Genomic DNA, 16,123 nt, shown 5'->3' with positions numbered 1-16,123 from the left:
TTTAGATAAAAGATTCATTTAAGAGATTCTAAAAACATATGTTAATACAATAAAAACTTTTAAATTCAAATTTTATCAATATTATATGGAATATTATTAAACATATTGGTCAATATATAACTGTAAGATAAAAATAATAAATATAGGAAATTAATGTATATTTATTATTATATTATGTGACTTATTAATAATCACTACTGAGTCTTAATTATAAACTAATCAAGTCTTAGATTATAAGTCATAAAATTTGTTTAAAACAAATAAAATATTATTTTATAAAGGAGTATTTAATATGGAATATGAACATGATAGAAAAAGAGAAGGCGACAATAACAGTATATTAAGATGGATAGGAAGATGTATATTAGTTGCAATTATATTAGCAATAACTTCATTTGTAACACCAGGATTTACAATCGCTGGAATGTGGTCATATATAGTAGCTGCTATTGTAATTACAGGACTAGATTATTTAGTTGAGTTACTTATGGGAGTTGATGCATCTCCATTTGGAAAAGGGATTAGTGGGTTTATAATTGCAGCTCTAATAATATACTTAGCACAATTTATAGTTCCTAACATGAATGTAACTATACTAGGGGCGATATTGGCTGCTGTAGTTATAGGAATTTTAGATGTAGTATTCCCTACTAGAGCTATGTAATTTTAAAGATTAATAAAATCTATTGGAGATATTTAAAAGTTTTGTGTATTAAGCTACAAAACCGATATCATTATTGTTATAATTAATAACCGTATCATATATTTAAGTATGTGATACGGTTATATTTATTTATTTTATCTTATCTTTATCCCAAATAAATAAACTTTCAGAATTATTTAATGCTCCAAATAAGTTTTTCTTAGATCCAGGTATTTCTTTATTTATTTTCGCTAATAATTCTTTAATACTTTGCCTGTTTGTCTTACCATCAGCAGGACATGGATTTTTTATGATTGGGTAATTATAATCTTTTGCAGCCTTTTTTGTCATGTATTCATCAATATATATCATAGGTCTAATTATTGTAATATCTTGCCTATCCATATGAGTTTTGGGAGAAAAACAGCTGACTCTCCCTTCATAGAGCATAGACATCATAAAAGTTTCTATAGCATCATCCTTATGATGGCCTAGAGCAACCTTCGTACATCCTAACTTTTTAGCATTATCATTTAAAGCTCCACGTCTTAAATTTGCACATAATGAACATGGATTTTTTTCTTTTCTTATATCAAAAACAATTTCTTTAATATTCGTTTGAATTTCGTAAAATGGAATTTCTAAATCTTTACATAGCTTATAAAGTGGTGTGTTATCAACGCCGCCTGGATTTAATGTTATTGCTATTAATTCAAATTTTTGTGGAGAAAATCTTTGATAATTTTTTAAGATGTGTAATAAGGTTAAACTATCTTTTCCTCCAGATAATCCAACCGCAATTTTATCGTTTTCTTGTATTAAATCAAAGTCTTTTATAGCTTGTCTTGCTTTACTTAGTAATTTTTGCATTGATATATCCTCCTATTAACTGACTCAATAATTATAACAAACACAGCAATATAGGAACAATATATTTTTGACTTAGTTGTTATAATTTAAATATCACGTGATGAAAGTAGGGATATTAATTGAACTATAGCAAAGTAATATCACAAAGCATTGAATTTATCGAAGAAAATATAAATAAAGATCTATCTCCTGAAATAATAGCAAGCAAATGCGGATATTCAACTTTTCATTTTTGTAGGATATTTAATATTCATCAAGGTATATCTTTAATGGATTATGTTAAAAAAAGAAGGTTGGCATTGGCAGCTATAAAATTATTTGAGGGGAATAGAATAATTGACATAGCGTTGGAGTTTGGATTTAGTACACATAATGGGTTTTCTAAAGCATTTAAAAAAGAATATGGTTTTAGTCCCACACAATATATAAAACGGATGGATGGGTACTTTTCTAAACAATCAAAATATAAAATTGGAGGTTATGTTATGAATCCTGTCATTAAAAATATACCAGAGTTTAAAGTTGCTGGATATGGAATTAAGACTAATATAACTAATGGTAATTATACTAAAGATGTTGCTTCATTTTGGTGCAATTATTATGGAGAAAACTTGGAAAGTAAGATGTATAAAATTTTAGATCCACCAAAGCATGGTGAAGTTGGGGTATGTATACCATCTAACGACAAAGGAGATACTTTATATCTTTTAGGTGTCATAGTTAACGACTTTGAATGCATTACTGAAGAAATGATGACTATAACTATACCAGAGGCAACATATGCTGTTTTTACGACACCACCTGTAGATACATCAAATGATATAGAGCAAAGAGAATTTTCTGATATAATAAAAGAAACTTGGAAATATATTTTTGAAGAGTGGTTCAGAAATAGTGAATATACATTTGATGAAGGTAAGGTTGATTTTGAGTTTTATGATGAAAGATGCCATGCTAGGAAAGATACGGTAATGGAGATTTATATTCCGGTATTAAAAAAATAGAAGTTAAATAGATAAATTAGCGAAGGAGAATTGTTATATAATATCAATTCTTCTTCTTTGTTTATATTTAAAAATTGCATAACTTCACAAAAGATAATATAATGGGATTAAATAACAATTTATACTAAATTTATACTATATTGTAATATAAAGGTATTTAAATAACGTAATTAGTAGTTAAAATTTATAAGATTTATAAATAATTATAAGTATACAATCTAAAATAAAGTAACTTATAATAAAAAAATGTTCAATTCGTATAATTATTTTAATTAATATATAAACCGACTTAAAATCATAAAAAAATCAGAAATGGAGCTGTATATATGAGCGATGTAAATCAAATAGTAGCAACCACTCTTTTAAATAATATAAGTAGAGTTTATGAAAATAATAGAAGTTCAATGTCTTCTAAGTCAAACTCAAACTCATTTAATAACATACTAGATGACACATTAAATACTCTCGTTGGAGGTAATGGCGGATGTTCTTGTAGCGGTATTGGTGAATTAGGTAAATTACTAATGCTGACTACATTTACTGGATATTTAAATAATGTAAAATTAGATGTAGCTCAAAATAATAACTTAAGCAACAATACAAGTAACAATGATATTGCTAATAATACAAATATTTCGAGCACAGCATCTACAACATCAGATTCTACAGCATCTACTAAAATGAATGATGCTATGAAACTGTTAGAAGCGCAAATAGGAAAAAAATATGTATGGGGTGCTAACGGTCCAGATTCATTTGATTGCTCTGGATTAACTAGATACATTTATAAAAATGCACTAGGAAAAGACATACCTAGAGTTTCCTATGAGCAAAGTAAAACTGGACAAGCTATTGATAAAGAAAATTTAAAACCTGGGGACTTAGTATTCTTTGATACTATGGGTAAAGGTAGAGTTAGCCATGTTGGTATTTATGTAGGCAATGATGAGTTTATTCATGCATCAAATGCCAGGGATGGAGTTAAAAAATCTAATTTATCATCATCTTATTACCAAAAAACTTACAGAGGTGCTAGAAGACCATAAATGAAAATTAAAAGGCTCTTCATAAAGGTTAAATAAAAATTTACATATCACTTACTTTTTAAAGATAGGACAAATCTAAATTAATGTCCTATCTTTTTTATGATATTTTAGAAAAATATAATTTTATACCAAAACTTACAAATTTCATTAATACCTCAAACTTGTAAAAACGCATATATAAGTGTTACTATATAATCAAGATTAGTTTGATTCTTAATTTTAAATTTAGCAAATTAATTGTGTTAAACAATAAAAAAATAGAAAATAATTAACACTAGGGAGATATAAATATGGAAAAAATAGCGGTATTAGTACCTTGTTATAATGAGGAATTAACTATAAAGTCGGTAATCGATGACTTTAAAAATATAATACCAACTGCTGACATTTATGTATATGACAATAACTCTAAAGATAAAACTGCGGAGATAGCGAAAGAAGCTGGAGCAATAGTTGTAAGGGAATATCATCAAGGCAAGGGGAACGTTGTAAGAAGTATGTTTAGGGATATTGAAGCGGATGTATATATAATGGTTGATGGAGATGATACATATCCCGCTAAAGATGCTTACAATGTCGCAAAGCTTGTAATTGAAGGTAAAGCAGATATGGCTATAGGGGATAGGCTTTCGAGCACTTATTTTACTGAGAATAAGAGACCGTTTCATAATACTGGAAACAAATTAGTTAGGGCATTGATAAACAAAATATTTAAAAGCAATATAAAGGATATTATGACAGGATGTAGAGCGTTCAATAGGAAATTTGTAAAGACTTTTCCTGTTTTATCAAAAGGTTTTGAAATAGAAACAGAAATGAGTATACATGCACTGGATAAGAGATTTTTAATAGGTGAAGTAGAGATTGATTACAGAGACAGGCCAGATGGAAGTGAATCTAAATTAAATACTTTTAGAGATGGATTTAGAGTATTGAAAACAATATTAAACCTATATAAAGACTATAAGCCATTATCATTCTTTGGAGGTATTTCGGCAATTTTATTAATTATAGGAATATTAGCATTTATACCTGTGTTTTTAGGATATTTAAAAACGGGATTGGTAGCTAAATTCCCTACATTAATAGTATCTATTGGACTTATGACATCAGCTCTAGTATCATTTGGATGTGGGCTTATATTGGACACAGTTAAGAAACATTCAGATCAGTTTTATGAGCTAGCAATTAACTTATTAGAGAAAGATAATAAATAACTTATGGTTGAGAGTAAATTAAACAATATTCTAAAGAAATGTAAGAGGTTATCGATCTTATATGTTGGTTTAATAATATTATTCCTTTTGATAATGTCTATATCATACGCTATACCTACCAAAAGTATAATTGATCATACTAGAGAATCTTTGCCTATTTTAGAGACTGAAGGACCTTATCCAAAAGTAATGTCTAACTCAATTTCAAATCAATTAGATAACTTTACGGATGCGTGGATGCTGAGTATAGCAATGGATGGTGACAGTAGACAGCCTGTAAAATCAGCACTTGAAAATACATTTAGAAAAAATGAAGATGCTGAAAATAAGGTTGATAATTTATCAAAAACAATAGATGATGATAATGCTGAAAAAGGCTCATACAGTAGATATTGGCATGGATATCTAATGTTTTTAAAGCCTTTATTAACAAAGCTTAATTATGAAGAAATACGATATATAAATTCGTTTATTCTTATTGGAGTATTTATACTTGTTTGTTATCTAATAAAAAGAGAGCTTGGAACTAGATATTCTTTAGCTTTTATGATATCAATGATTATGATAAGAGTGCTTATAGCTCCAATGTCACTGCAATTTTCAAATATGTTCTATGTAATGTTCTTAAGTACAGTAGCAATACTGATATATCATAAAAAGATAAAAGTTGATGAACTGGGGATATATATTTTTTTTATAATAGGATCAATAACAAGTTTTTTCGATTTATTAACAGCGCCTCTATTGTCGTTAGGTATACCGCTAATTGCCTATTTGATGTTAGAGGAAAGGGAAAACAAATTAATTAAAAACTTTATAATTACGATAAAACTTTCAATATTTTGGGCGATTGGATACGCGGCAACATGGGCGTCTAAGTGGATTATAGCAAGTGCTGTACTAAGAAAAAATATTGTTAAAGAGTCATTATCTCAAATACTCGTTAGGACATCTTCTACCGTAGAAAATTCTGTCTTAAATAAATACGAGATAATACAGATGAATAATGATTTAATTTTTAATGATATAACAATAAAAATATTTTTCGTAATATTATTATTGTGGCTGATTATTTTGTTGATATCTAGAAAAAATAAAATATTAAATATGTTGCCAATACTTATAATAGGTATTTATCCTTACATATGGTACTCTGTTCTAAAAAATCACTCATATATGCATTGTTGGTTTACATATAGGAGTTTAGGTATTACAGTTTTTTCAGTATTGGTATTTATGTCTTATTCAATTGATAAAACCAAAATAAAGGATAAGTTGAAAAAATACAGAAAAATCTATTATAAATAAAATTTATATTTTTGCACAGAATGAAATAGGTGATTAAATGGAAATATACACAATAGGCCATTCAAATTATCCGTATAACAAACTGATAGAAATGATAAAAAAATATAATATAAACTGTGTAGTAGACATCAGGGAAACGCCATACTCTAAATATAATGTGCAGTATAACAAAGAAGATTTTCATAAAAGCCTTAAAAAATCAGGTTACATTTATATCTATATGGGAAAAGAATTCGGTGCAAAAAGATTAAACCCAGCGAGTTATACACTTGAAGGATATGCAGATTTTGAAAAGGTAATAAAAGAGGATATATTTTTGAACGGAATTAAAAGACTTAAAAATGGATGTAATTTGGGATATAGAATAGTTTTACTAGGAGCAATGCAAGATCCAATTAGATGTCATAGAAGTATATTGATGGGAAGGATTCTAAGAAAAGAAGGATTAGAGGTACATCATATAGTTCATGAAGGACATATCGAAGACGAAAGGTATATAGAAAATTCTTTGCTAGAAAAGTACTTCAGCGATAGAAATCAACTTAGTATTGATAACCTAACTGGAAATGCAATGTCTACTCTAGATATGATAAAAGAAGGATATAAACTGGCTAATAAAGAAATTGGATATAGAACTGAAATGATAGATAAAAAGCTGTAAATATATATTTATAGAGTAGGTGTAAATTTAATTTTTTTCTATCTTTGGAGTATTCAATAGTAAAAATATAAATAAGCAATTTAGTTTGTGCCATATAAGGTAAACTAAATTGCTTTTTTTGTTGTGAAATTAATATAAGTTTATAGAAAATAAAAGATAAATGAAACGAATTTAATTGAGATAAAGTAGAAAAGCTTGAAATACTCAGACTTAATAAAAATAATATACTAGTATTTGAATCGTATTTGAATCATCCACAATAAATAAACTTGTAAAAAATGATAAAAGTTTACATATACTAAACTAACTAAAAAGTTTACAAATACTAAATTTTTAAATAAAAAATACTGTATACATTAAAAATAGTAATGTGTATGGCAGGCGTTAAATTGAAAAAAATAGAAAAACGGTTTATAATTTTGGAATTTATGATATACTGATTAAGAAAATATAAAATGTGAGGAAAAAGGAGTAGATTAATGAAAAAAGTTATTACGTTAGTGTTATCGCTAGCAATTGGGGTAAGTTTTGTGGGGTGTAGTAGTAAGGCAGCAGAAAAAGATAAGGATGAAAGTAAAGCTAGTAGTAAAACTAAAGTTGAAAACACGATATCATTTCCTAAAGGTTATGATATCAAATCTTCTGGAGCTTCATCTTATGCAAATTCGGGAGATCATGAGGATTCACCTTATTTCAAAGATTTAGACGTATACAATATGAAGTCTAGTGATACTTTAACAGTGATACCAAAGTTTAAGACGTATCAACAAACTACTGAATATACATGTGGACCTGTTTCTGCACTTATGGTTTTAGAGCATTATGGTGAAAAAGGAAATGAGGAGCTAAAAATAGCTGACATTATGCAAAGTAATAAAGATATAAATGGAAATAATAAAGAGAACCCAGGTGTGGCTAATGAAAAAGGCGAGTACGGAACATCAACAGCTGGGATGGTAAAATTCTTTGATCAAATAGGTTGGAATGTTACATCTAGTTTAACTGAGGCAGACAAGGATGGATACAGCTTTACTGACCCAGAGGAGTTTAAGACTTGGGTTATTAAGAATTTAAAGAAAGAAACTCCGATTATGATAGAATGGATAGATTGGGCAGGTCACTGGCAAGATATCATTGGTTACGATACTATGGGAACAGATGATTTTGGTGATGATGTTATAATATTCGCTGATGCTTACGATACGTCAGATCACAACCAAGATGGTTATTATATATATCCAGCAGAGAGATTTTTCTATATGTGGCAAGATAGAAACGTGCTACCTGACGACCATGCTATTCAACAGTGGGTAATAGCTGAACCTAAAGAATAAAATTTCTTAATTTTTATTTTATACTTAACCAAATAGTTTTTAAATTAGTATTTATATATAAATGTGTGATAAAAATTCTTAAGGAGAATGAATCTGTAGAAATAGGTTCTTCTCCTTATTTTGATTTATTATATTGATCAGTAAAAATTTGAGTTCCAATTTTAATGGTGTTTAAATAAATTTCTATAGTTTTTGTGGTACATACTAAAAGCATTTTCGCTTTTCAAAATGATTTGTATGCAGCATTATTAAAGTTTTTAAAAATACCTTTCTAAATTTACTTGCTTTTTTGTATCCTACAGTCCTTGCAATATCATCTATATTTTAAAAGCCATACTGTGTTTGCCATATGGCTTTATTTTTATAGTTTTGTTATAGTAGATGCTAAAGTAGTTTTTTTATTTAACTAAGTTTGAATAAATATATAAAGATATTTATATAGATGGCAGGATTAGTCTAAATAAAAATTGAATGATGTGTAATTAAGCTTATTGTAATTTAAGCAATCGGATTGAATAAGGGGGTCTAAAATATGGATGAAATTATAAAAATAAATAAAGAAATTTATACATATAGCTCAGGATATAAGGATGATTTTGAATTAAGAGATAGTTTAAATAAATTGACAGAGAAAACTTTCGGATTTAACTTTGAAAAATGGTATCTAGATGGTTACTGGGGAGACAGATATATACCGTACTCTCTGTTGTACGAAGATAGAGTAGTTTCTAATGTATCAGTAAATATTATAGACTTCGATATATTAGGTAATAAAAAAAGATTTGTTCAAATCGGAACAGTAATGACAGATAATGAGTTTCAGAATAAAGGTTTAAGTAGGGTTCTTATGGAAAAGATTTTAGATGAATGGAATGGCAAATGTGATCTAATATATCTATTCGCTAATGATAGCGTTTTGGATTTTTATCCGAAATTTGGATTTAAAAAATGTAATGAATATGTTTACTCAATAAGAAAAAGTAATATAGATATTTCCACAAATTCGACTAGCTTTAAACATATTAGAAAATTAGACATGGATAATATAGAGGATAGAGATACTTTGCATAATTTAGCATCTAATACTAAAATCTTCTCAAAGGTATCAATGATAGATAATCCTGGACTTATAATGTTTTATTGTACAAATTTTATGAAGGATAATATCTATTATCTAGAAGATAGTAATGCAGTTGTCATCTGCGATTTAGAAGGAGATACTCTCTTTTTTAATGAAATACTAAGTACAGAAGATGTAAATCTGGATGATGTCGTAAGTAAAATAGTAAAAACATATAATAAAGTAGAAAACATAGTTTTAGGATTTACTCCAATGGATAGTTCTAAGTATGAGCGATCACTGTTAATTGAAGAAGACACAACTCTTTTTATAAGGGGGGATATATATAATCTATTTGAAGCTGACCACTTAATGTTTCCTGTGCTATCTCATGCTTAATATAAGTATTATTATATATAAATGTTTCTAAAGTTTAGAAACGAATTGTTTAAATTAAATTAGATACAAATAGAAGGGAGATGTATGTAATTGAGGTACAAGACATTGGAGGATGTAAGTTTAGAAACGCTATATAATTCATTTAAAGAAGCTTTCTCTGACTACCAAATAGATATGAATATGTCTATAATAAAATTTGACCAAATGATTACTAGGAAAGGATTTGATCCAGAAGCATCTGTTGGATTATTCGATGGAAATGAATTAATAGGATTTGTGTTAAATGGAATCAGAAAAATAGATAGGAGAAAATGGGCAGCGTACGATTTAGGTACCGGAATTATAGGTGAATTTAGAGGTAAGGGTCTATCAAATAAAATGTTGATATACAATGAAGAAATATTGAAGGAAAGAAATATAAGGCTATACATATTAGAGGTACTAAAAAATAATCAAACGGCTATAGAAGTATATAAAAATAGGGGATTTGAAGTAACTAGAGAATTTACCTGTTACGAAATAGATAAAAGAAAATATGACCTAACGAAAAATACTCACGAAGTAGTGTCGAGAATTATGACCTTTGATGATTGGAAAAATATAAAAGAGTTTTGGGATGCAAATCCTTCATGGCAAAATTCTATAGATTCAATAGTTGATGTAAAAGAATTATTCAGGGTATCAGTCGTTTTAAATAGAGATAAAATAATAGGATACGGGGTAATAGATTTAGAAACTGGAGATATACCTCAACTAGCGGTAGAGAATGGTCATAGACATCAAGGAGTTGGAAGAAGTATTTTAAATGATTTGGTAAAGGAAACTAAATCAGAAAAGATCAGGGTTATTAACATAGATGATGAAAATACTTTTGTAAAGGAGTTCTTAACTAATTTGAGATTTGAAGAATTTGCAAGTCAGTATGAAATGCAGCTAAATTTATTTTAAATTAAGAGGTGAACCTTATTTAGATTCACCTCTTTTAATTTCATACTAATAATAGTTTTTAGATTGGTATGCAGCTTTTTCAGCGTCTAGTACGATACATACCGCAGACCCCCAATGAAGAAGCATACCTAAAAACGGAATCCAACCTAAACATGATGTAATTATACCAAGAATACTTCCACCAGAATCCAACCCTTCTCTTCTAGAAAGAATTAATGTAATGATATGTAAACCAAACATTAACACTAGAGGTAGCCATAAAAATTTCAAAATGATTATTGCTCCAATAAATGGTATTCCCAAAACAGCCTCTAGAGCAGCGGATAGCCATTTTAATTTTCTCGGTGTCGACATAAAAACTCCCCCTTTATAAACCCTAATTTGGTGTTATTCAGCAAAGATGATTATACCATTTTTAAGAATTCACGAATAGTATTTTATGGTATATTTAGAATTAAAAGGTTTTTATATTTAATTAGTATATAATTAATAACTAACGAATGATAAATTAAAAATAGTAAAAATAAAGTAATATTTAGAAAGGAAAAATTATGAATAGAGAAATAGAAATACAAAGACCATATAGACATTTTAAAGGCAAACTATATTATGTGCACCAAATAGTCACACATACTGAGACAGAAGAAATCTTGGTATCATATCAAGCTCTATATCCGCCTTACGGTATGTTTGTAAGACCTCTTGAAATGTTTATGGAAAAAGTCGACCCAGGTAGAAAAGATAATTATACAAATCAAGTATATAGATTTGAACTGTATGAGGGTTAAATTATTAAAGTTTTAAAACGGATTAATACAATTTTATGATGTAATAAATAAATTATGTGAAATGAATACTAGAATTAAATAAATTTCTTGGTTTCAATACTAACATTATGACACCTATGAAAAATTAAAAAGACACGTTGTATCGTGTCTTTTTTATTAATGTTTTTTTATACTATTGTAAACATCAGGGATAAAAAATATTACATATAATATGGCAAATAAAGTTGTTCCTATAGGTCCAAAACCTAATAGTATACTAATACCAATATCTATAAATAATCCGATTATAAATTTAATACCTTTATTAAGTTTCAATTAAGTCTCCCTCCTTATATAAGTTATATAAAAATAAGAGTAGAATTATATAACATATGCAAAATAATATTATATTTGATATCTTCGGTGTTAATATAAATATATACAATAGATACTAATATTGCCAATCTTGGAATTACTGCTATAAAAGTAAAAAATAAAGCTAAAATCAGTAAAACGATAATTTATATAGTGATTATTATAAGGTTATATTGCAAAAATGTTCTCAGTTTTTATAGAGAAACCTTTTAAAGTAAACATTATTATTACTAAATCTTAACACTCTTTATAATTACATACAACAATATAGGTATAACTGGGTTATTTGGAGGCATAAATGGGATATTATTATAGAGTAGCTAGTGTTTTAAGATAAATCTAGGAAATAACAAATACGAACTAAAAAGGTACTGTTTATACCCAAATAAACAGTACCTTTTTAGTTAACTCATAAATTGCTAATTTTCCTTGTAAATCAAATCTATAAAATCTATAATGTCATTACATCTTTTTTCATCATAGTCTAAAATTTTATTAATTAAAACCGCTTTATGTTTTATAACATTTATATCACCTGTCAAAAGTACACCTAATTTAGTGAATAATTCTATCTCATCGTTTATATCTAATTCTTTAACTGTAGACTTACAATTTTTTTCCGTTCTAAACTTATACGATGGATATATCATCTTAAGTTCCCCCTTTCATAAATTATTTGTTTAGAAGGCTTATTAATTACAGTATAGATAGTTATATGTGGTTTTGCAATAAAAAATTTAATTTTAATCTTTGAGCATTTTTAGTGTAAAATTTAGCTTCTGTAATCACTAATCTAAATAGGACTCGCTATTGCTATTTACATTGTTTTACACCTTTTATCAAACATACCTATCTCCTATTGTTAATACCATTTTTGCGTTATTTCACATAATTCCTGTACATGTCTGAGAATTTTTTGTCAGATAATTTTAGAGTAAAATAATACAGTATTGATATATAAATATAAATATTATTAATAGTTAAATAAAATAAACTATTAACTTGACATGATAATTAAAATAATATAATATGAAATTTATAATATTGTAATAGTATAAATATAAAATATATTAACGAGGTGAGCAAAATGATAGATAAAAAAAGAAAAAAAGAATTATTACTAAAGTATAAGGAAATGAAACCTGATATGGGTGTATACATGATTAAGTCTCTAAATACAGGCAAAGTATATTTAGGTTACGACAAAGACTTAAAAGGGACTTTAAATAGTGAGAGGTTTAAATTAAATGCAGGTGGTCATAAAAATAAGGTACTTCAGAAAGAATGGACTAAAGTTACAGAAAAAGGCTTTGAAATTAAAGTCCTTGAAGTATTGGAGTACGATAAGGATGAATCAAAAACAGATTACACAGAAGATTTAAAAGCGTTAAGAGACATGTGGAAAGATAAGTATGATGTTGTGGAGGAAATATAAACATGGAAAATAAAAGCTTTAGTAAAGTTATAGAAAGCAGAAATTACAGTAATGTAGATGGAAAAAAAGCATATAATTCAGATGTAGAAAGCCTCTCTATTGGATATTCTAAAGATGAAAATGGATATTTAGAGTTAATAACTAGAATTTTAAAGGATGACGGGTCCTTTGATGAGCTACCTATGAACAGGGCAATAGATTTAGCAATTATGATATGTGAAACGAGTCTTCATTTTAGAGACGCATATAGTTTGCCAAATTTTTATGATAAAGATAATCCAGTGATTGATAGAATAGGAATGCAGGGAGATGCAATGACCGTATCTATATGTGATTCAAATTGTGACATTGATATAGACGTGAAAGTACTTCATGATGAATTAAATAAGCAAGGTGAATTAATAGGAGAGCGATTTAGAACACTATCAAGATTGCTAAATGAATTAGGATACTAAAATCATATAAATTAAAAGTGTTGAAGTTTCAAGTAGTATGCCCTAATGATGGTTTAAGTAGTAAAAAACCAATGCTTATAGATTCTGTTATTAATGCGGTTCATGAGTATATAGACTTATTGGACAATAGTAGAGACTTTTGTGCTGTAGGAAAAAGAGGCAAGGATATAAATTCAGTACAATTATTATCGTATAATAGAACCACAGGTTTATGTAAAGCGTGTAACTATTATATAAAATATTAATGGGATGGTCAAAGGCATTGATATTTTGAGTCATCCCATTTATTTATATCATTAAATTTTTAGAATTATTAAAAAATAAATAAATTAAGCTTCTTTATAAGAGCAGCAGTAATCAGCATATGTTTTTACAACTACATCAAAGCTAGAATTAGCAGGAACAATAAAAGATTCTCCTGTCTTGTATGTTGAGAATTCTGATTGGTTTGGTAATTTAATATCCATTTCTCCCCCAAGGACTTCCATCAGTTCTTCAGCATCAGTGTTAAATTTGTATTCACCGTTAATCATGAAACCTAAAGTTTTTCTTTCACCATCTTCCATAAAAAATGTTCGACTACTTACCTTCCCATCAAAATATACGTTTGCTGCTTTTACTAGTGTAACTTTTTTAAATTCCATTTTAGATAATCTCCTCTTTTTTATTTTATCTAAAGTCATGCATTACTCTATGTGCTTATAAAATTTAAATTAAAGTCTGCTTGACTTGTGAGCAAAAACAATTAATTTTTTATCATTAATTTATTAACAAATTCACTTAATTACCATAATATCCAATAAACATATAATAATCAATAGAAATATTTCATTTAAGTGTAAAAATTTAATTAATATTTAAATATTGTGACAAAAATTACATGGAAGAAGTAGAGATATACCGCTTGTTAATATTTCGGAAATGCTCTTCTAATAAAGGTTAAAGTAATTGGCAATTTAGGATAAGAATAATTCAAATTGACTTGCCTTTATACTCTCCATATGGCAGTATATGTATTAGTAGAATAAACAATATATTTAATGGAGGATGTATAATGGAAAATTTACCAAATTGCCCGAAGTGTAATTCGGAGTATACTTATGAAGATGGAAATCTTTTTGTATGCCCAGAGTGCGGACATGAATGGTCAAAAGATGGTGTTGGGGAAGAGAGTGACGTAAAACTATTTAAAGACTCAAATGGAAATGAGCTTAAAGATGGAGATACAGTTACCGTTATAAAAGACCTTAAAGTAAAAGGGAGTTCTCTAGTAGTAAAAATGGGTACAAAGGTTAAAAATATAAAACTTATAGATGGTGATCACGATATAGACTGTAAGATAGACGGTATCGGAGCTATGAAACTAAAGTCAGAATTCGTAAAGAAAATATAACTTAAAGAATTAAAATAGACCTAGCAAATCATTTTGCTAGGTCTATAAATTATTATATGTCTATTTCCTAAAGGATATGTAAAGGATGCAATTAATATTGGTATATATAGCTAAAAATTATAGCTATTTTTTGTTACAAATTATATAATACAATATAAAGAATAATTATTCAATATATTATACAAAGGGGTGGATGTAGATGGAAGATTTAAATTTAGTTATAGGTAAAAATTTGAACAGAATAAGAAATAATAAAAAACTTAGTTTAGAAGAAGTATCTAATTTTACGGGAGTTAGTAAATCCATGCTAGGTCAAATAGAAAATGGAAAAACTAACCCTACAGTATCTACACTTTGGAAGATTTCAACTGGCTTAAAAGTTCCATTTTCTTCATTTATAGAAAAACAATTTTGCGATTACGAATTTGTAGATGTAAAAAAAATAAGTCATATTTCAGAGAATAATGATAAAATGAGGATTTATCCAGTATTCCCTTTTGACAGCAAAAAGAATTTTGAGATATTGGTCATCGATTTAGATAAAAACTGTAAACACATATCACCAAAACATGATGATGGAGTTGAAGAATATATTATGGTTACAGACGGAAAATTAAAAATGACTTTGTATGACAAAGAGGTAATTTTAGAAAAAGGTTGTTGTATTAGATATACAGCAAATGTTGAACATGCCTATGAAAACTTCGGGGATGGTCAATGTACGTTTCACAATATAATTGTGTATAGTTAGGTTGGAGGATATTTAATGTTGAAGAAAAGGATTGATAAATACAATGAAAAAATTAACTAGCGTAGAATTTGAACAGACATTTTTTGAACCAATGAACGAAATAGAGGTTGTAGAACCGGAATTATTAGAGGACATAGATGAATACATGTTTGAGATGTTTATAAATAAAGACATAAAAGAGACTGAGTATGAAAGCACTTATATCGAGAGATTATATGAAAATGGGGATAAGAGTAAAATTCACATATTGTTCCCGATTAAGAAAAATTTCTATCTAGTTATATTGTACGATACTAAATTGAAGTGTATTATAGGGCATAATTTCACAAATATAAATAAACTATATAGATTATAGAGGCTAATACGTTCCAATAAAATATATATAAACAAAAAATAAAACCCCAGTGAAGTTTAAATAAATAGTACTTATTTATAAATTTACTGAGGTTTTTTATTC

At 27.6% G+C, this 16,123-nt stretch carries 20 protein-coding genes; 15 read left to right on the top strand and 5 right to left on the bottom strand.

The features are described 5' to 3' along the window. Nucleotides 1-292: 292 nt before the first annotated feature. The gene (locus KQI18_RS11095; RefSeq protein ID WP_216467942.1) at nt 293-664 is read left to right on the top strand and encodes a phage holin family protein; all 372 of its coding nucleotides are present in this window, start codon (nt 293-295) and stop codon (nt 662-664) included. A gap of 129 nt (nt 665-793) precedes the next feature. Here the strand turns inward: KQI18_RS11095 and KQI18_RS11090 are convergent, their stop codons facing one another. After that, entirely contained in the window at nt 794-1,513 is a 720-nt protein-coding gene (locus tag KQI18_RS11090) for an ATP-binding protein (protein WP_216467941.1), read from the bottom strand. Nucleotides 1,514-1,632: 119 nt separating this feature from the next. Between KQI18_RS11090 and KQI18_RS11085 the strand changes: the two genes are divergently transcribed. From KQI18_RS11085 to KQI18_RS11050, 8 genes are all read left to right on the top strand, one after another. Further along, complete coding sequence (locus KQI18_RS11085; protein WP_216467940.1) at nt 1,633-2,517, top strand: AraC family transcriptional regulator; 885 nt, start codon at nt 1,633-1,635, stop codon at nt 2,515-2,517. Nucleotides 2,518-2,843: 326 nt separating this feature from the next. Continuing rightward, the gene (locus KQI18_RS11080) at nt 2,844-3,563 is read left to right on the top strand and encodes a C40 family peptidase (protein WP_216467939.1); all 720 of its coding nucleotides are present in this window, start codon (nt 2,844-2,846) and stop codon (nt 3,561-3,563) included. A gap of 290 nt (nt 3,564-3,853) precedes the next feature. After that, nucleotides 3,854-4,780 carry a glycosyltransferase family 2 protein gene (locus KQI18_RS11075; protein ID WP_216467938.1) on the top strand — a complete coding sequence of 309 codons (927 nt, stop codon included), beginning with the start codon at nt 3,854-3,856 and terminating at the stop codon, nt 4,778-4,780. Between the two features lie 3 nt (nt 4,781-4,783). Continuing rightward, nucleotides 4,784-6,088 (top strand): hypothetical protein, encoded by a 1,305-nt coding sequence (locus tag KQI18_RS11070; RefSeq protein ID WP_216467937.1) that lies wholly within the window; start codon nt 4,784-4,786, stop codon nt 6,086-6,088. 37 nt (nt 6,089-6,125) lie between these two features. Continuing rightward, nucleotides 6,126-6,749: a DUF488 family protein gene (locus KQI18_RS11065; RefSeq protein ID WP_216467936.1), complete on the top strand. Its 624-nt coding sequence runs from the start codon at nt 6,126-6,128 to the stop codon at nt 6,747-6,749. A gap of 479 nt (nt 6,750-7,228) precedes the next feature. Further along, nucleotides 7,229-8,083 (top strand): C39 family peptidase, encoded by an 855-nt coding sequence (locus KQI18_RS11060; RefSeq protein ID WP_216467935.1) that lies wholly within the window; start codon nt 7,229-7,231, stop codon nt 8,081-8,083. A gap of 532 nt (nt 8,084-8,615) precedes the next feature. Next, entirely contained in the window at nt 8,616-9,542 is a 927-nt protein-coding gene (locus KQI18_RS11055; RefSeq protein ID WP_216467934.1) for a GNAT family N-acetyltransferase, read from the top strand. Nucleotides 9,543-9,632: 90 nt separating this feature from the next. Further along, on the top strand, nt 9,633-10,490 hold the full coding sequence (locus KQI18_RS11050) for a GNAT family N-acetyltransferase (RefSeq protein WP_216467933.1): 858 nt from the start codon (nt 9,633-9,635) through the stop codon (nt 10,488-10,490). A 45-nt stretch (nt 10,491-10,535) separates the two neighbouring features. On the opposite strand, the gene KQI18_RS11045 is transcribed toward KQI18_RS11050, so the two are convergent. Further along, nucleotides 10,536-10,844, bottom strand: a complete 309-nt coding sequence (locus tag KQI18_RS11045) for a hypothetical protein (RefSeq protein ID WP_216467932.1) — start codon at nt 10,842-10,844, stop codon at nt 10,536-10,538. A gap of 197 nt (nt 10,845-11,041) precedes the next feature. On the opposite strand from KQI18_RS11045, the gene KQI18_RS11040 reads away from it, so the two are divergent. Next, entirely contained in the window at nt 11,042-11,278 is a 237-nt protein-coding gene (locus tag KQI18_RS11040; protein WP_216467931.1) for a DUF1653 domain-containing protein, read from the top strand. A 156-nt stretch (nt 11,279-11,434) separates the two neighbouring features. Here KQI18_RS11040 and KQI18_RS11035 read toward each other — a convergent pair whose 3' ends face one another. Together KQI18_RS11035 and KQI18_RS11030 are read right to left on the bottom strand one after the other, a co-directional pair. Further along, nucleotides 11,435-11,593, bottom strand: coding sequence for a hypothetical protein (locus KQI18_RS11035; RefSeq protein ID WP_216467930.1), 159 nt, complete (start codon nt 11,591-11,593; stop codon nt 11,435-11,437). Between the two features lie 458 nt (nt 11,594-12,051). Then, complete coding sequence (locus tag KQI18_RS11030; RefSeq protein ID WP_216467929.1) at nt 12,052-12,282, bottom strand: hypothetical protein; 231 nt, start codon at nt 12,280-12,282, stop codon at nt 12,052-12,054. A gap of 437 nt (nt 12,283-12,719) precedes the next feature. Here KQI18_RS11030 and KQI18_RS11025 point away from each other — a divergent pair, with 437 nt between their 5' ends. Both KQI18_RS11025 and KQI18_RS11020 read left to right on the top strand, forming a co-directional pair. Next, on the top strand, nt 12,720-13,067 hold the full coding sequence (locus tag KQI18_RS11025; RefSeq protein ID WP_216467928.1) for a GIY-YIG nuclease family protein: 348 nt from the start codon (nt 12,720-12,722) through the stop codon (nt 13,065-13,067). 2 nt (nt 13,068-13,069) lie between these two features. Beyond that, nucleotides 13,070-13,522 carry a DUF6530 family protein gene (locus tag KQI18_RS11020; RefSeq protein ID WP_216467927.1) on the top strand — a complete coding sequence of 151 codons (453 nt, stop codon included), beginning with the start codon at nt 13,070-13,072 and terminating at the stop codon, nt 13,520-13,522. Nucleotides 13,523-13,851: 329 nt separating this feature from the next. Here the strand turns inward: KQI18_RS11020 and KQI18_RS11015 are convergent, their stop codons facing one another. Then, nucleotides 13,852-14,166, bottom strand: a complete 315-nt coding sequence (locus tag KQI18_RS11015; RefSeq protein ID WP_216467926.1) for a pyrimidine/purine nucleoside phosphorylase — start codon at nt 14,164-14,166, stop codon at nt 13,852-13,854. A gap of 410 nt (nt 14,167-14,576) precedes the next feature. Between KQI18_RS11015 and KQI18_RS11010 the strand changes: the two genes are divergently transcribed. The 3 genes from KQI18_RS11010 to KQI18_RS11000 all read left to right on the top strand — a co-directional run bounded on the left by KQI18_RS11010 (nt 14,577) and on the right by KQI18_RS11000 (nt 16,021). Continuing rightward, nucleotides 14,577-14,915, top strand: coding sequence for a zinc ribbon domain-containing protein YjdM (locus tag KQI18_RS11010; RefSeq protein ID WP_216467925.1), 339 nt, complete (start codon nt 14,577-14,579; stop codon nt 14,913-14,915). A 199-nt stretch (nt 14,916-15,114) separates the two neighbouring features. Then, a complete protein-coding gene (locus KQI18_RS11005; RefSeq protein ID WP_216467924.1) occupies nt 15,115-15,666 on the top strand; it encodes a helix-turn-helix domain-containing protein in 552 nt (183 codons plus the stop codon). A gap of 43 nt (nt 15,667-15,709) precedes the next feature. Then, nucleotides 15,710-16,021, top strand: a complete 312-nt coding sequence (locus tag KQI18_RS11000) for a hypothetical protein (protein ID WP_216467923.1) — start codon at nt 15,710-15,712, stop codon at nt 16,019-16,021. Nucleotides 16,022-16,123: the final 102 nt, after the last annotated feature.

The sequence above is a fragment of the Metaclostridioides mangenotii genome (assembly GCF_018917235.1).
Lineage (GTDB): Bacteria > Bacillota > Clostridia > Peptostreptococcales > Peptostreptococcaceae > Metaclostridioides.
This window is presented reverse-complemented; position numbering and strand designations above follow the sequence as displayed.

What these genes read in the sequence shown, in the direction of transcription:
- KQI18_RS11095 (WP_216467942.1), top strand. Translation starts at nt 293, where the DNA reads ATGGAATATGAACATGATAGAAAAAGAGAAGGCGACAATAACAGTATA.
- KQI18_RS11090 (WP_216467941.1), bottom strand. Translation starts at nt 1,513, where the DNA reads ATGCAAAAATTACTAAGTAAAGCAAGACAAGCTATAAAAGACTTTGAT.
- KQI18_RS11080 (WP_216467939.1), top strand. Translation starts at nt 2,844, where the DNA reads ATGAGCGATGTAAATCAAATAGTAGCAACCACTCTTTTAAATAATATA.
- KQI18_RS11075 (WP_216467938.1), top strand. Translation starts at nt 3,854, where the DNA reads ATGGAAAAAATAGCGGTATTAGTACCTTGTTATAATGAGGAATTAACT.
- KQI18_RS11070 (WP_216467937.1), top strand. Translation starts at nt 4,784, where the DNA reads ATGGTTGAGAGTAAATTAAACAATATTCTAAAGAAATGTAAGAGGTTA.
- KQI18_RS11065 (WP_216467936.1), top strand. Translation starts at nt 6,126, where the DNA reads ATGGAAATATACACAATAGGCCATTCAAATTATCCGTATAACAAACTG.
- KQI18_RS11060 (WP_216467935.1), top strand. Translation starts at nt 7,229, where the DNA reads ATGAAAAAAGTTATTACGTTAGTGTTATCGCTAGCAATTGGGGTAAGT.
- KQI18_RS11055 (WP_216467934.1), top strand. Translation starts at nt 8,616, where the DNA reads ATGGATGAAATTATAAAAATAAATAAAGAAATTTATACATATAGCTCA.
- KQI18_RS11045 (WP_216467932.1), bottom strand. Translation starts at nt 10,844, where the DNA reads ATGTCGACACCGAGAAAATTAAAATGGCTATCCGCTGCTCTAGAGGCT.
- KQI18_RS11040 (WP_216467931.1), top strand. Translation starts at nt 11,042, where the DNA reads ATGAATAGAGAAATAGAAATACAAAGACCATATAGACATTTTAAAGGC.
- KQI18_RS11030 (WP_216467929.1), bottom strand. Translation starts at nt 12,282, where the DNA reads ATGATATATCCATCGTATAAGTTTAGAACGGAAAAAAATTGTAAGTCT.
- KQI18_RS11025 (WP_216467928.1), top strand. Translation starts at nt 12,720, where the DNA reads ATGATAGATAAAAAAAGAAAAAAAGAATTATTACTAAAGTATAAGGAA.
- KQI18_RS11020 (WP_216467927.1), top strand. Translation starts at nt 13,070, where the DNA reads ATGGAAAATAAAAGCTTTAGTAAAGTTATAGAAAGCAGAAATTACAGT.
- KQI18_RS11015 (WP_216467926.1), bottom strand. Translation starts at nt 14,166, where the DNA reads ATGGAATTTAAAAAAGTTACACTAGTAAAAGCAGCAAACGTATATTTT.
- KQI18_RS11010 (WP_216467925.1), top strand. Translation starts at nt 14,577, where the DNA reads ATGGAAAATTTACCAAATTGCCCGAAGTGTAATTCGGAGTATACTTAT.
- KQI18_RS11005 (WP_216467924.1), top strand. Translation starts at nt 15,115, where the DNA reads ATGGAAGATTTAAATTTAGTTATAGGTAAAAATTTGAACAGAATAAGA.
- KQI18_RS11000 (WP_216467923.1), top strand. Translation starts at nt 15,710, where the DNA reads ATGAAAAAATTAACTAGCGTAGAATTTGAACAGACATTTTTTGAACCA.